The following is a 13,241-nucleotide window of genomic DNA, read 5'->3' on the forward strand; positions in this document are numbered from 1 at the left end:
AAAAGCCCTCCCAATCTTCGCAAAAAGATTAGGAGGGACTTTTAGTTAATTTGCATTACTGCCAACTCACCTTTACGTCGCTCACCGTAATGGTGCCGCCATAATTGTTGATGCTCCAGCAGTTGCGCTGAATACCGTAGATGCGGTTGGTGTAGCAAACATTATCGTTGATGTACATCACCATCACCGAGTTGTCGGTGTAGATATCAATCTTATACACATTGTCGGCAGGACGCTTAAATTTATAGCCATCGATACCGGCCACAGATCCTTTGCCAAAGACTTTTATCTCCTCACCTTTTTCGTTGGTCTCCAAACGGTAGCCTTCCTGTTCGAATTTTACTTTACGATCGTTCTCGCCTTCGGGATTCACCACCATGGTGTAGTAGAACTCAGGATCGGTACTGCGCACCAGCGATACGCCGAACTTGTCCTCATTGCCTTCAGTGGTCACCGTGAACGAAATGTGGTTGCACGTACCCAGACGGTTGTAGAGCACGTAGGCGTCATCGCCCGTAAGTTTTCCATCGGCATAACCATTCGAGGCCATCACGTTGACAGGCTGCTCCTTAGTATATTTAGCCTTAATGGCAGGCACTTCGCCCAGTGTGAGGGTACCATCCTCATGCTGAATAATCTTGTGGCATACCAGTGCGCCCGACCAGTTGGGTTCACCCTCGGCACCCACGTTGATGTTCTTGTCGTGAACAGTAGCACCCGAGCGGAAAGGACACCATCCCCAGATATAGCGGTCGGTACCATTGGATGCTGTCTTGCCTGCATAGAAAGCGCGACTGTCCAGCACTCCCTCTTTGCCGTCCTTGGGCCAGTTGGCACCAGGGTCGTTGAAACATTTCTTCAGATTCTCAAACGAATCTGCCATCATATACTTCACCTTGCGGCTCCAATCTGAGCGATAGGCCTCGCTATACACCAGATACCACCAGTCGCCCATCTTAAACACATCAGCACACTCGCACATGCGGTCCCACACCATGTTGAAACCACCCACATGCTCCCAGTTCTTCAGGTCGGCTGACTTATAGTCAACGAAACGCAGTTTACTGCTAATCACCATGTGCCACATGCCGTCCTCAGCCTTGAAAATCTGTGGGTCGCGGAAGTCAGAAGCTGAATAGCCATTGTCAGGGCCATAGAGTGCCCAGCTGTAGTCCTTAGTCCAGTTCTTGAAGTCGGGCGACGTGGCGCGCAGCACCACTTCCTGTGCGGTGTGACCGGTATAGTAGATATAGTACAACCCGTCGGCCTCGTTGTAGATGGCACAGCCCGTACCTATGGCTGCATCGGCCTCTTGAACAGAAGTGCCGGTAGGCAGCACCTCGCCCAGCGACTGATAGTTGGCACCATCCTTAGTAGATACGCCCCAGATGGGATGATAGCACGGACCGTTGTTGTCGTATTCCTGCAGATAGAGCACCTTGAACTCGCCTGCCTTCTGATCGTAGAAAGGCATAGGGTCGCCGCATCGGCCTATGGCAGGATTGTAGTAGGTCTGGAATCCGGCATCGTCGGCAGAGGTGAATGCGCCGGTAGTACCAGCCCAGTCTTTCTCGGCATCAGGACCAAACGAGTCCTCGGTGCAGGCGGTGGTTGCAGCGATGCTGCAACCTACAAGACCTGCAAATAATATATGGATCATCTTTTTCATAATTATTTATTCATTAAGTAATTGAATGCGTTTTGGGTCATAATCTCAATATTCTTGTGGAACTTCTCCACATAGCCTGCCTCATAGGTATATGAGTACCAGTCGAAGCAGCCTGAGCCGATGCAGATGATAGCACCCTTATTATCCTTGGCAGGATATTCCCATAGCACGATGGCTCCATCTCCGCCCACGCCCAGGATAGTAGCACCCGTACGGGCTTCCCAGGCAGCATAGTTGTCATAGCCTCCCCAGTCGGTACCGATATGATACTGTGAGGTGGTATTGGTGATGTAATAACCGGCGTCGGTACAGTAAACCCTGTTGGGATCGTCACCGGCAATGAGTCCCTGATAGATGGGGTGATTGTTCTGACCGGTGTACATCAGGAAGTCCCACGGACCGTTGCACAGTTCGGCAGCGTCTTCGTTCTTTCCCCAGCAGTTGTTAGGTGTTGTCCAGTCATCATCGCCAGTAGCACCGATAAACGATGGCAGGTTTACGGCACAGCGAGTCATGAACAGCGAACCGCCATTCTCGTAGAACTGTCGGATCTCGTTCTTGGTGTCGAGGGCGTCTGTAGCCTTAGCCATAAACACGTCGTGACCATCCACGCCTCCATCTACATGCCAGTGCCACCAAATCACCTTACACTGTGAAAGGTCAACCGTTCCGGCACGCAGGTCGGCAAACGATACATAGAGTGAGTTGGCCACATTGCCCAGCATCCACTGGCAGGCTGCCTTGGCCTCAGGATCCAGCTCGCTCAATGAAGCAGCCGAACCTATGAAGAGTGCTGATGGCTTGTCAATAGCAATAACCTTGGCGGTATAGGTGCTTTCAGCCGAATTGTTTTTCACCTTATACTGTACAGGCTGGGTGAAATCCTGTGCCACGCCCGAAGCCGGTGTAATGGTGGCATTGGCACTATAAGTGATGGTGGGCACCAAACCGGTGAGTCCAACAGAGGCAGGCACATAAACGGTGATAGTCTTAGTGGTCTGATCAATTGCACCTGTGTAAATGTCGTTGATAACAAACTGTGTGATACGTGCCTCATCGTTCATCACTGAGAGTGTCCAGTTGAGAACCACATCGCCATTTTTCACACAGAGGTTCTTGGGAGCCTTCATGTTAAGAGTCTGACCTTCAACCACATTGCAGGAAGCTCCGGCAGACAGTTTCAACTTCGTCACCTTCATGGCTGCTGTCTCATAGATTTCTGGAAGGCGCACCACGATGGTGTGTGTCTTGGCATCAACGATACCCTCATAGTCATCGAGGGCGATAGCCTCAATGTCGCAGTCGCCACCGAGCATCATCTCGTTTTTGCTGTCGTCATCATCGCAGGCTGTGAGTGCAGCAGTTATACCGCAACACATCAGACAGGCGCAGACGAACTGGAATATTTTCGATTTCATATCTTTCATTATTTAAGTTAGTATTATAATTTTACCAGTTACCGATGTTTTGAGTATAATGGCCGTTGGAAGCCGAGATCTGCGCAAAGGGAATGGGCAGATATTCATCCTTGTCGGCAGTGAAATGAGCTTCCTTGTAGATGGCGCAGTTGTCTATTTCCTCGGAATAGTACTTGTTCAGTACTGTTGCGGCATCGCCCCAGCGCACCAGGTCGAAGAAACGTTCACACTCCATACCCAGTTCCAAACGGCGTTCCATCTTCACAATATTCAAGGCCTCTTCTTTCGAGTAGCTGCCATTGTAGTTGGCTACATAGAATTTTACACCATATGTATTGGGATAGCTGGCAATCATCTGTGTGCTGGTAGCGGCACGCGAACGAATCTGGTTGACCAGTTGGATGGCCTGTGGAGCCTTGTCAAGTTGGGCATAGGCCTCGGCACGCATCAGCAGCACATCGGCATAGCGGAACACAATTCTGTTCATAGAGCTGGCCCAGTAGCTGCCCTTGATCAGGTAGTTGTCGATGAGGGCGGGGTCAACATTCTGTTTCAGTGACACATTATAGCCATAGAGACCGTTCGAGCGACTCCAGATGCTGGTCTTTTCCATCATATAGTTCTTGTTGAACATATAGGGAAGTCCTGAGATGCCCACGGTAAGGAACAGTCGAGGATCGGCATTGTCCTGCGTCATGTTGTAGTCCTTGTCGTTGAAGCTGGTCAGCAGGGGCAGACCGTCTGCACCGGTACGATAGGCATTCACCAAGTTCTGTGAAGGTTTGTAGAAATCGCATCCGCCATCAGTAGCACCGGGAATATTGGGTGGAATCAGGCCGTAGCTCCAGTTCAGGTTGCCATAGGTAGATCCGTCGTTGCGCGAATACTGGATGGCCCAAAGACTCTCAATACCATTCTCAAACTGTTCTTCCGGGCGGAAGTTGTTGTGCAGGTCGGATTCCAGACCGTAGTTGCCGTAAAGCGACGGGTCGGTAAAATCAATGACCTTCTGCATATCGTCGGCATTGACAGATGTTACCTGATTGCTTTTCGGATTGTCTTGGCGATAGGCTTTGTACAGATATACCTTGGCCAGGAAAGCAGCAGCGGCAGCCTTGGTAGGACGGCCCTTGTCGTCCTGCGTCTGCGGCAGAGTGTTGTAGGCTTCCATCAGGTCGTTGATAATCAGTTGCCAGCCTTCATCATTGGTATAGGCAGTATTCGACAGGTTGTTGTACTGCTCATAGCTCAAGTTGTGATCTATGATGAAAGGAATGTTCTTGTACAGACGTTTCAGCAGGAAGTGGGCATAGGCACGCAGAAATTTCATTTCGGCCAGTCGTTGCTCTTTCAGTTCGTAGTCACTTTCATTAAGCAGGGCGATGGCTGTGTTTACACGTGAAATACTATTATAGAGGCGCACCCACATGTCGTTGATATTCCAGTTGGTAGTCAGCACGCCCTGTTGTACTTCCAGCTGATGGAACACATCACCGTCGCTGGTACCTGAACCGCCTTTATAGGCATCGTCCGAGCGCACGTCGAAGTTCCACATCGAGAACGATGAGTTGATATCCTCGGCGGTAGTGAAAATGGCGTAGGCAGACACTGTCATGGCCTCGGCATTTTCAGCATTCTTTGCCTGCTCATCACTGAAAGTGCCTTGTGGTACGTGTTCGTCAAGGAAACTGTCACAAGAGCTGAAGAGTGAGCAGTTGATTGTAAATAGCGCAGTGCTGAAAAGCAAGCAGCTTATTTTGTTTATCTTAGTATTCATAATGGCAATCGTGTTAGAATGAGACATTGAGACCAAACGTTACGTTAAGAGGAATAGGATAACCGAAGTTGGCATTCTCTGGATCTACGCCAGTGAAGTTCTTACTCTTGATGGTGAGCAGGTTCTGTGCAGAGACATAGGTGCGCAGACGTGAGAGGTGAACCTTGTCGATGATACTCTTTGGGAAGTTATACCCCAGCTGTATGGTGCGCAGTTTGGCATATGAGCCATCCTCTACGAAGAAACTGCTCACACGTTTCTCATTATTATTGTCCATTGTGCTGATGGCAGGGATGTTGGAATCCATGTTCTCAGGCGTCCATGCGTCAAGCAGGCGGTGACCTTTGTTCAGGTTCGAAATGTTCAGACCGCTCCAGAGGTCGGTTTCTTTCTTCAAGTCGCTGATCACGTCAACGCCCTGCACTCCTTGCCAGAACATAGTCAAGTCGAAGTTCTTATATTGCAGGTAGATGTTCAGACCCCAGGTAAAGTCGGGAACAGGATTGTAGATCCACTCCTGGTCTTTCTCGTTGATGACACCATCTTTGTTCAGGTCCTTCCAGCGAATGCGGCCCAGCCCGGCTCCATTCTGTTGGGCATGATTGTCTATATCGGCCTGACTCTTGAAGATGCCGTCGAACACATAGCCCACCTGAGCTCCCATCGGATGGCCCACTACACTCTCCACACCATTGCCGCCAAAGTCGCCGCGGGCAGCAAGTGTCTCAGGCAGTTTGGTCACCTCATTGCGATAGGTACCGATGTTTCCGGCAATGTCGTACTGGAAACTGCCTATCTCGCCGCGATAGCCAAGGTTCAGTTCAATACCCTTGTTCAGCATCTCGCCGGCATTGATCCACTGACTTGAACCTTCACCCATCACACCGATGCCGGGCATATATACCAGAATATCGGTGGTTTTCTTATGATACCATTCAAACGAACCGTATAGGGCGTTGTGGAACAGGGCAAAGTCAAGACCAAGGTTGGTTTGGGTAGTTGTTTCCCATTTCAGGTCATCATTGCCCAACTGGTTACGCTTGAAACCGCTGGCCAGCTGCTGACCGCCATTCGTACCAGCAATATCATAGCTTGTTCCATAACTCTGTCCGCCGAAACCAGCTTCACCGTAATTGCTCTCATAGAGTGTATAGCGGGCAATGTTTGATATTTCCTGATTACCAGTCTGACCCCATGAAGCGCGAACCTTCAAATTGTCGAGCCAGTCAACATTTTTCAGGAAGTTCTCCTGATTGATACGCCAACCTGCTGATACCGATGGGAAGGTACCGTATCTGTTGTTACGTCCAAAGCGGCTGGAACCGTCACGACGAATGGTGAAACTGGCCATATAGCGGTCGTCATAGGTGTAGTTGGCTTTTCCGAAAAATGAAACCAGTGTGTATCCTTCTCCAGAACCGTAAGCCTCTGCCTCGCCTACAGCAGCTTTGGGCCACATATAGTCGGGATTCAGAATAGCGAAGTCGTAGGCTTTTCCACTGAACCATGTGTCGTCCTCACGGTTCAACTCCATACCCACCATGGCGTCGGCACGGTGTTTCTTAACCTCCAGATTATAAGTGGCAATAGCGTTCCACATCCATTTTGTCCAATGCTCCTGTTTGGCCTCAACGGCGTTGGTGGCATTGGCCATAGTTCCTTCTGTGATAGGATAGGTGAAGATGCGTTGTTCTTTCTGTGAATAGTCCAGACCGAAGGTTGATTTCACGTGGAAGTCCTTCAATGGATTGATGTCGATATAGGCATCGCCGAACATGCGCCAGTAGATATAGCGGTTGTCGCTGTTGCGGTCCAGACGTGCTACGGGGTTCTCACGGTCGGGATAGCCACCCACCGGTCCTGCATAGTCGCCATTCTTTGTATAAACAGGGAGTGAAGGATTAAACTGCAGCACATTCTCCAGGAACCCGCCGGGAGCCTGCACCTCATTGGTACGATTCAGTGTGAAGTGCTCACCGACAGTGACGATGCTGCGGTCCTTGACTTTCAACAGTTTGTAGTCACTGTTCATACGGGCCGAGAAACGCTCGAAGTCCGATTGCTTGATGATACCGTCGTTTTTGTAATAGCCCAACGAGAAGAATGAAGAGCCTTTCTCCGACCCATTGCTCAGCGACACGTTGTACTGTTGAACCAGTCCGGTGCGTGTGGTCTCCTTAAACCAGTCGGTGTCTGATGCCGGTGTAGTACCTGCAGCGTCCAGATATTTGTTCATGCTGATGCCGTTCAGCACCGGTCGTCCCTGTGCGTTATAGCTCCAGTCGTAGCGATAGCCCAGACCGTTCTGGTTGGGGTCCAGTCCGTCGTTCACATAGCCCTGCCACATCACCTTGCCGAACTCTTTGGCATTCAGCACATCCATCTTGTGGGCATAGGTCTGTACCGACACACTGGCATCGAAGTCTATCTTCACACTGCCTTCCTTACCTTTCTTGGTGGTGATGATGATCACACCGTTGGCAGCGCGCGAACCGTAGATAGAGGCCGAGGCTGCATCCTTCAGCACCTGAATACTCTCAATATCGTTGCCGTTCAGTTCGTGCATACCGGCTTTGGTGGGCACACCATCTATAATATATAGAGGATCGTTGTTGTTCAGGGTGCCGATACCGCGAATACGTACTGTTGCCGAACCCGATGGGGCACCGTCGGCCGAGATGTTCATGCCAGGCACACGGCCCTGCATGGCCTTGATGGGGTTGTTCTCGTTCTGCTTGGCCAGTTCGCCCACGCTCACCACGGTCACCGCACCCGTAAGGTCGGACTTGCGCTGGGTGGTATAGCCTGTCACCACTACTTCGTTCAGCGTCTGGGCGTCTTCCTGAAGGGTTACCTTCATGCCATTCACTGCAGCCATTTCAACTGTCTGGTAGCCTACGAAACTGACGGTTAGTGTTTTTCCGGCAGCAACTTTCAGTCTGAACTCGCCATCAAAGTTGGTTACCGTTCCGTTCGAGGTTCCCTTTTCCATGATCGTAGCACCGATAATCGGTTCGCCTTCCGAATCGAAAACAGTACCTGCAATCTCACTCTGTGCAAACACAATGGTGCCTACACAAATGAGCATCATACTCAACAGGAGTCTTTTAAGTTGTTTCATAAATGTTTTTTGGGTTAGTATTGAAAAATTGCTGCAAAGATATATGTCAACAGGCTATAGGAGACTAAAAAATCGTTCATCACCCTCCAAATTTGTTGCGATGTAACAAATTTTTCTGATAATGAACGATTTTTCTTATCGGTATGTTTTTTGTCTGTTTACGAGCTGTGAGTCATGTCGGACGGGCTCAGTCCGAATTCCTCCTTGAAACATTTTGTGAAGTAGCTGGGGGCGGTGAACCCTACCTCGTAGGCTACTTCGCTGACGGTCTTGTCGGTGGTAATCAGCAGCTGGTAGCCTCGGTTCAGTCGGGCGGTGCGCAGCAGCTCTACCGGCGACGAGCCTGAGATGGCTTTCACCTTCCGGTATAGTTGTACACGGCTCAGATTCATTTGCGTGGCCAGGTCTTCAACAGAGATGTTGCTGTCGGCCAGATTCTGTTCAACCACTTCGCGGAAGCGGCTGATGAACAGTGAGTCGGCCACGTTGGTTCCTTGTGGCTTCACCTCCGCCTGTTCGCTCTTCACTGTGCTTTCTTCCTGCTGGGGGAGTGCGGCGGGTGGCTCAATGTTCCAAAGGGTGTTCACCACCTTCTGGCGCTGCAGGGTCTTCTTACGCTGTCGGTACAGGAACGAGAGTACCATGACCAGAATGAGCAGGCCGATGGCTATAAGGGCCAGCAGACTGATGGTGCGCTGATAGTTGAGCTGCTTCAGGTAGTTGTCGGCTTTCTTGTGAAGACTTTCCAGTCGCATGGCCTGATAGATGATTTCCTCGCCTTGCATATAGAGCACCGCGGCATTGTCGCGAGTGATGAGGGCCGACATCATCCGGGTTTCCTTCTGGTATGGCTTTCCCTCCAGTATATCGACTGCCAGTTGCAACAGCTGGTCGCCGTGGGTGGGATAGATGTAGGAGGCCTCAAGGATGGAGTCGCGCACCAGACTGATGCCTCCGTCCTTTCCGGGAAGTCCGTCAACGCCGCAGAAGAGAGGAAGGGAGGAGGGACGGGCATTCTCGCCTTGCAAGCTGTCTGAGCCAGAGCGGTGAGCCAAGTATGCCTTGCGGGCCCCCATGGCGGTACGGTCGTTAGCACCGAACACCAGGTCAACCTGCGCTTCAGGGTGTTCGGCTATCCACAGTCCGACAACATCTTCTGCCATCGGCTCTGTCCAGTCACCTTGAAGTGAGCCGACAATCTTTATGTCAGGCGACTGTTTGACGGCATCCATAAAGCCGTTGTGGCGCTCGATGGCGGGCGACGAGCCTTCCAGTCCTTTTATCTCCAGCACATTGCCTTTGCCGTGCAGTCGCGAAACGATATACTCGCCCATCACACGCCCCATCTCGTAGTTGTCGGCACTGATAAAGGCGGTATATTTCTGCGAACTCGTTTTGCGTTCAAACACAATGACGGGGATTCCCTGATCGTAGGCACGGTCGATGGCGGGACTGATGGTCTGCACCTGATTGGGTGCCACAATCAGCAGGTCGATGCCTTCAGCCACAAGACTATCTATCTGCTGTATCTGTCGCTCATCGCTGTCGTAGGCGGCCGCAAAGCACAGTTGCACGTTTTCGTGGAAATAGGCCCCAACGCGCAGTTCGGCATTCTGCTTGTCGCGCCAGATGTCTTCCGAACATTGCGACACGCCTATCTTATACTGCTTCTCGTTTTTTGGCGAGCAGCCTGTAAGTAGTAATGTGCCTATTATGAGGCTGAAAAGATACCTAATCATAGGTTTTAAATGTTTACTTCTTTTTCATATCTTCCTCGATGAAGGCCAGCAGTCGTTCTACGGCCTCGGCCTCGGGGATGTTCTTCTCAATGCATTCCTTTTTGCGGTAGAGGGATATCTTGCCACGACCAGCACCCACATAGCCATAGTCGGCATCGGCCATCTCGCCCGGTCCGTTCACTATACAGCCCATGATGCCAATCTTCAGTCCCACCAGATGACTGGTAGCAGCCTTGATGCGCTGGATAGTGTCCTGCAGGTTGTACAGTGTGCGTCCGCATCCCGGGCAAGATATGTATTCTGTCTTGGTGAACTTGATGCGCGCCGCCTGGAGAATGGAATCGGAAAGACTTTCCAATTGAGAGGTGAGTGGTGAGAACTGAGAGGTATGATTAGACTCATCGTTGAGCTTCTCATTAGTAGAACTATTCATTCCTCTCAGTTCTCCGTTCTCAATTCTCAGTTTGGTGGCCTTCCTGTCTATCAGCAGTGCGCCTACGGCCATGGCGGCCTTCAGCTGGAAGGTTTCATAGTCGGGGGCGTTGAGGGTCAGTGTGATGGTGTCGTCCTTTATGCTCTGTTCGGCCTCATGGCGCAGACGGGCACACTCGGGAATCATCTCTACCAGTTTCTTGGCCACAGGAATCTCACATTCGGGATCCTCACTCAGACTCACACGGATGGTGTCGCCAATGCCCTCGGTGAGCAGGGCGCCTATACCTACGGCACTCTTGATGCGTCCGTCCTCGCCCTCGCCGGCTTCGGTCACGCCAAGATGCAGCGGATAGTGCATGTCCTCCTTGTCCATAGCGGCCACCAGCAGGCGCACACTCTGCACCATGACCACCGTGTTGGAGGCCTTGATACTGATCACGATATCATTGAAATCATATTTGCGGAAGATGCGCAGAAACTCCATACAGCTCTCTACGATGCCGGCCGGTGTGTCGCCATAGCGCGACATGATGCGGTCGGAGAGCGAACCGTGGTTCACACCGATGCGCACGGCCGTGTGGTGCTCCTTACAGATATTGATAAACGGAACAAGGCGCTCTTCAATGCGCTGCAGCTCGGCCTGATATTCCTCGTCGGTATATTCCAGGTGCTTGAACGTGCGGGCGGGATCAACATAGTTACCCGGGTTGATGCGCACTTTCTCGCAGTACTGGGCTGCCACATCGGCCACATGGGCATTGAAATGCACATCGGCCACCAGAGGCTGAGGGTATCCGTCGGCTTTCAGACGGGCAGAGATGTTCTTCATGTTCTCGGCTTCACGGCTGCCTTGAGTGGTGAGGCGCACTAGTTCGCCACCTGCATCAATAATGCGTTTGGCCTGAGCCACACATGCCTCAGTATCGTTGGTGTCGGTGGTGTTCATCGACTGGATGCGAATAGGGTTTTCTCCTCCTATTTCAATATTGCCTACATGGGTAACGCTCGACAAGCGGCGTTTATAGAAGTTATGCTGTTGCTCCATTTTCTGTCTTTACATATTTATATTAAGCTGTGCAAAGATAGTATAATCTGCATGAAAAAACAAAAAAAGTTTGTACTTTTGTCGGGAAAAACAATACACACGTGATTTACGACGAGTTGAAACATCGCATTCTGGGCGTGTTTGGCCATGTGCCCACCGCCGACCAGCAGCAGGCCATCAACCTGTTTGCACAGTTCCTGGAGTATGGCTCTGGCTATGCTTCACGCAACAGTGGTTCGGCAGTGATGATTCTCCGTGGTTCGGCCGGAACGGGCAAGACCACCCTGGCCGGTGCCTTTGTCAAGGCTATGGTGGGATTGAAGCAGAAACTGGTGCTGATGGCGCCTACCGGTCGTGCGGCCAAAGTGTTCTCGCTCTATGCCGGCCATGCCGCCCACACCATCCACCGACGCATCTACCGACAGAAAACGGCAGGCGACCTCTCGTCGTTTAATCTCAATGCCAATCTGCATAGCGACACCCTTTTCGTGGTCGATGAGGCCTCCATGATTTCTCATTTCTCAGCCAACGAAACGTTCGGATCGGGCTCACTGCTCGACGACCTTGTTCAGTATGTGTATAGCGGTAAGAACTGCCGACTGCTGCTCATTGGCGATACGGCCCAGTTGCCTCCTGTTGGCGAAGAAGAAGCTCCGGCCCTGCAGGACGGTATGCTGCAAGGATATGGCCTACAGGTGTTCAGTTACGACCTCACCGAAGTGCTGCGACAGAGTCAGCAGTCGGGCATTCTGTGGAACGCTACGATGGTGCGCCAGATGATCACCCACGACGAACTCACCCAGTTGCCCCGTCTTCGCATAGAGGCCTTTGCCGATATCAGCGTGGTGCCGGGCGATGAGCTCATTGAGACGCTTGCTTCCAGCTATAGCAGAGTAGGAGTGGATGAGACCATTGTAGTGACCCGCAGCAACAAACGGGCCAATATCTACAACGAAGGCATTCGCCGCACGGTGCTCGACCGTGAAGAGGCCATCAACCGTGGCGACCAGCTCATGATCGTGAAAAACAAGTACGGACTGCCTGACGGCGAAGGCACACCCGACTTTCTGGCCAATGGCGACCGCTGTGTGGTTCAGCGTGTGCGCAACCATCACGAGCTCTACGGTTTCCATTTTGCCGAGCTCACCGTTCAGTTTCCCGACTACGACGATTTTGAATTCACCACCACTGCCCTACTCGACACGCTCACCTCTGAGGCTCCGGCACTCACCCGCGAGCAGCAGGAGCAACTGTATGTGAAGGTGATGGAAGACTATGCCGACATTCCCCTGAAGGCCGACCGCATCCGGAAACTGAAAACCGACAATTATTACAATGCCCTGCAGATTAAGTTCGGCTATGCCGTCACCTGCCACAAGGCGCAAGGCGGACAGTGGGCCCATGTGTATATAGACCAAGGCTATATGACCGACGACATGCTTACCCCCGACTATATCCACTGGCTATACACCGCCCTCACCCGAGCCACCGAGCATGTCTTCCTCGTCAACTGGCCCAAAACACAGTTGTAAGCAGGAAAATAAGTTCTAAAATCTTATTGGAAATATCTTATCTTAAGAAACTAATTAGGGAGAATGGGGGAAAAATAACGTCAATAATCAGAATTTCGCACAAAGAATTGTCAATTATCAATTATCAATTGTCAATTAACTAAATCCGTCGTTCCACCCTTGCGGCTCGAATTTCGGCATTGATTTCATCCAGTGTCATCTCAGGCTCCTGACTTGCTTCTGCAGCACTACGTTGCTGCATAAACAGATCGAGCGCATTTGACTGAGCCGTGTTTGCACTCATACCAAACTGTTCGCAGAGTTCGTCGAACTGTGACTTCACCTTCGAGTCTATCCTTACTGTTACTGCTGACTGTGCCATACTCTTCATTTTTTAGCATCATTGGTAGCAATATGCCACCTATTCGATGGCAAAAATACGATTTGTTTGTGATATTACCAAAGATTTTGGCAAATAGTTGCACATTTTCTATAAAATCACAAAAAATAAGCCAGGCGTTTTTCC

8 protein-coding genes are annotated in these 13,241 nt (G+C 51.1%); 1 reads left to right on the plus strand and 7 read right to left on the minus strand.

Annotated features, from left to right (window positions below; genetic code table 11):
• Positions 1-55: 55 nt before the first annotated feature.
• The 6 genes from L6475_RS13470 to ispG all read right to left on the minus strand — a co-directional run bounded on the left by L6475_RS13470 (position 56) and on the right by ispG (position 11,204).
• Positions 56-1,669 (minus strand): glycoside hydrolase family 32 protein, encoded by a 1,614-nt coding sequence (locus L6475_RS13470; protein ID WP_237820896.1) that lies wholly within the window; start codon positions 1,667-1,669, stop codon positions 56-58.
• Positions 1,670-1,671: 2 nt separating this feature from the next.
• Complete coding sequence (locus L6475_RS13475) at positions 1,672-3,087, minus strand: DUF4960 domain-containing protein (protein ID WP_237820898.1); 1,416 nt, start codon at positions 3,085-3,087, stop codon at positions 1,672-1,674.
• A 31-nt stretch (positions 3,088-3,118) separates the two neighbouring features.
• Positions 3,119-4,864 (minus strand): RagB/SusD family nutrient uptake outer membrane protein, encoded by a 1,746-nt coding sequence (locus L6475_RS13480; protein WP_237820900.1) that lies wholly within the window; start codon positions 4,862-4,864, stop codon positions 3,119-3,121.
• Positions 4,865-4,877: 13 nt separating this feature from the next.
• Entirely contained in the window at positions 4,878-7,985 is a 3,108-nt protein-coding gene (locus L6475_RS13485) for a TonB-dependent receptor (protein WP_237820902.1), read from the minus strand.
• Between the two features lie 158 nt (positions 7,986-8,143).
• Complete coding sequence (locus L6475_RS13490; RefSeq protein WP_237820904.1) at positions 8,144-9,724, minus strand: substrate-binding domain-containing protein; 1,581 nt, start codon at positions 9,722-9,724, stop codon at positions 8,144-8,146.
• A gap of 13 nt (positions 9,725-9,737) precedes the next feature.
• Positions 9,738-11,204, minus strand: coding sequence for a (E)-4-hydroxy-3-methylbut-2-enyl-diphosphate synthase (ispG, locus tag L6475_RS13495; protein WP_237820906.1), 1,467 nt, complete (start codon positions 11,202-11,204; stop codon positions 9,738-9,740).
• Positions 11,205-11,305: 101 nt separating this feature from the next.
• On the opposite strand from ispG, the gene L6475_RS13500 reads away from it, so the two are divergent.
• Positions 11,306-12,736 carry an ATP-dependent RecD-like DNA helicase gene (locus L6475_RS13500; RefSeq protein WP_237820908.1) on the plus strand — a complete coding sequence of 477 codons (1,431 nt, stop codon included), beginning with the start codon at positions 11,306-11,308 and terminating at the stop codon, positions 12,734-12,736.
• Between the two features lie 139 nt (positions 12,737-12,875).
• On the opposite strand, the gene L6475_RS13505 is transcribed toward L6475_RS13500, so the two are convergent.
• Complete coding sequence (locus L6475_RS13505) at positions 12,876-13,097, minus strand: hypothetical protein (RefSeq protein WP_237820910.1); 222 nt, start codon at positions 13,095-13,097, stop codon at positions 12,876-12,878.
• Positions 13,098-13,241 lie beyond the last annotated feature (144 nt).

This window comes from Prevotella sp. E9-3, assembly GCF_022024015.1.
Lineage (GTDB): Bacteria > Bacteroidota > Bacteroidia > Bacteroidales > Bacteroidaceae > Prevotella.

Bases quoted from the DNA above. Each gene is read 5' to 3' on its own strand.
- L6475_RS13490 (WP_237820904.1), bottom strand. From the start codon at position 9,724: ATGATTAGGTATCTTTTCAGCCTCATAATAGGCACATTACTACTTACA.
- L6475_RS13505 (WP_237820910.1), bottom strand. From the start codon at position 13,097: ATGGCACAGTCAGCAGTAACAGTAAGGATAGACTCGAAGGTGAAGTCA.
- L6475_RS13480 (WP_237820900.1), bottom strand. From the start codon at position 4,864: ATGAATACTAAGATAAACAAAATAAGCTGCTTGCTTTTCAGCACTGCG.
- L6475_RS13470 (WP_237820896.1), bottom strand. From the start codon at position 1,669: ATGAAAAAGATGATCCATATATTATTTGCAGGTCTTGTAGGTTGCAGC.
- L6475_RS13485 (WP_237820902.1), bottom strand. From the start codon at position 7,985: ATGAAACAACTTAAAAGACTCCTGTTGAGTATGATGCTCATTTGTGTA.
- ispG (WP_237820906.1), bottom strand. From the start codon at position 11,204: ATGGAGCAACAGCATAACTTCTATAAACGCCGCTTGTCGAGCGTTACC.
- L6475_RS13475 (WP_237820898.1), bottom strand. From the start codon at position 3,087: ATGAAATCGAAAATATTCCAGTTCGTCTGCGCCTGTCTGATGTGTTGC.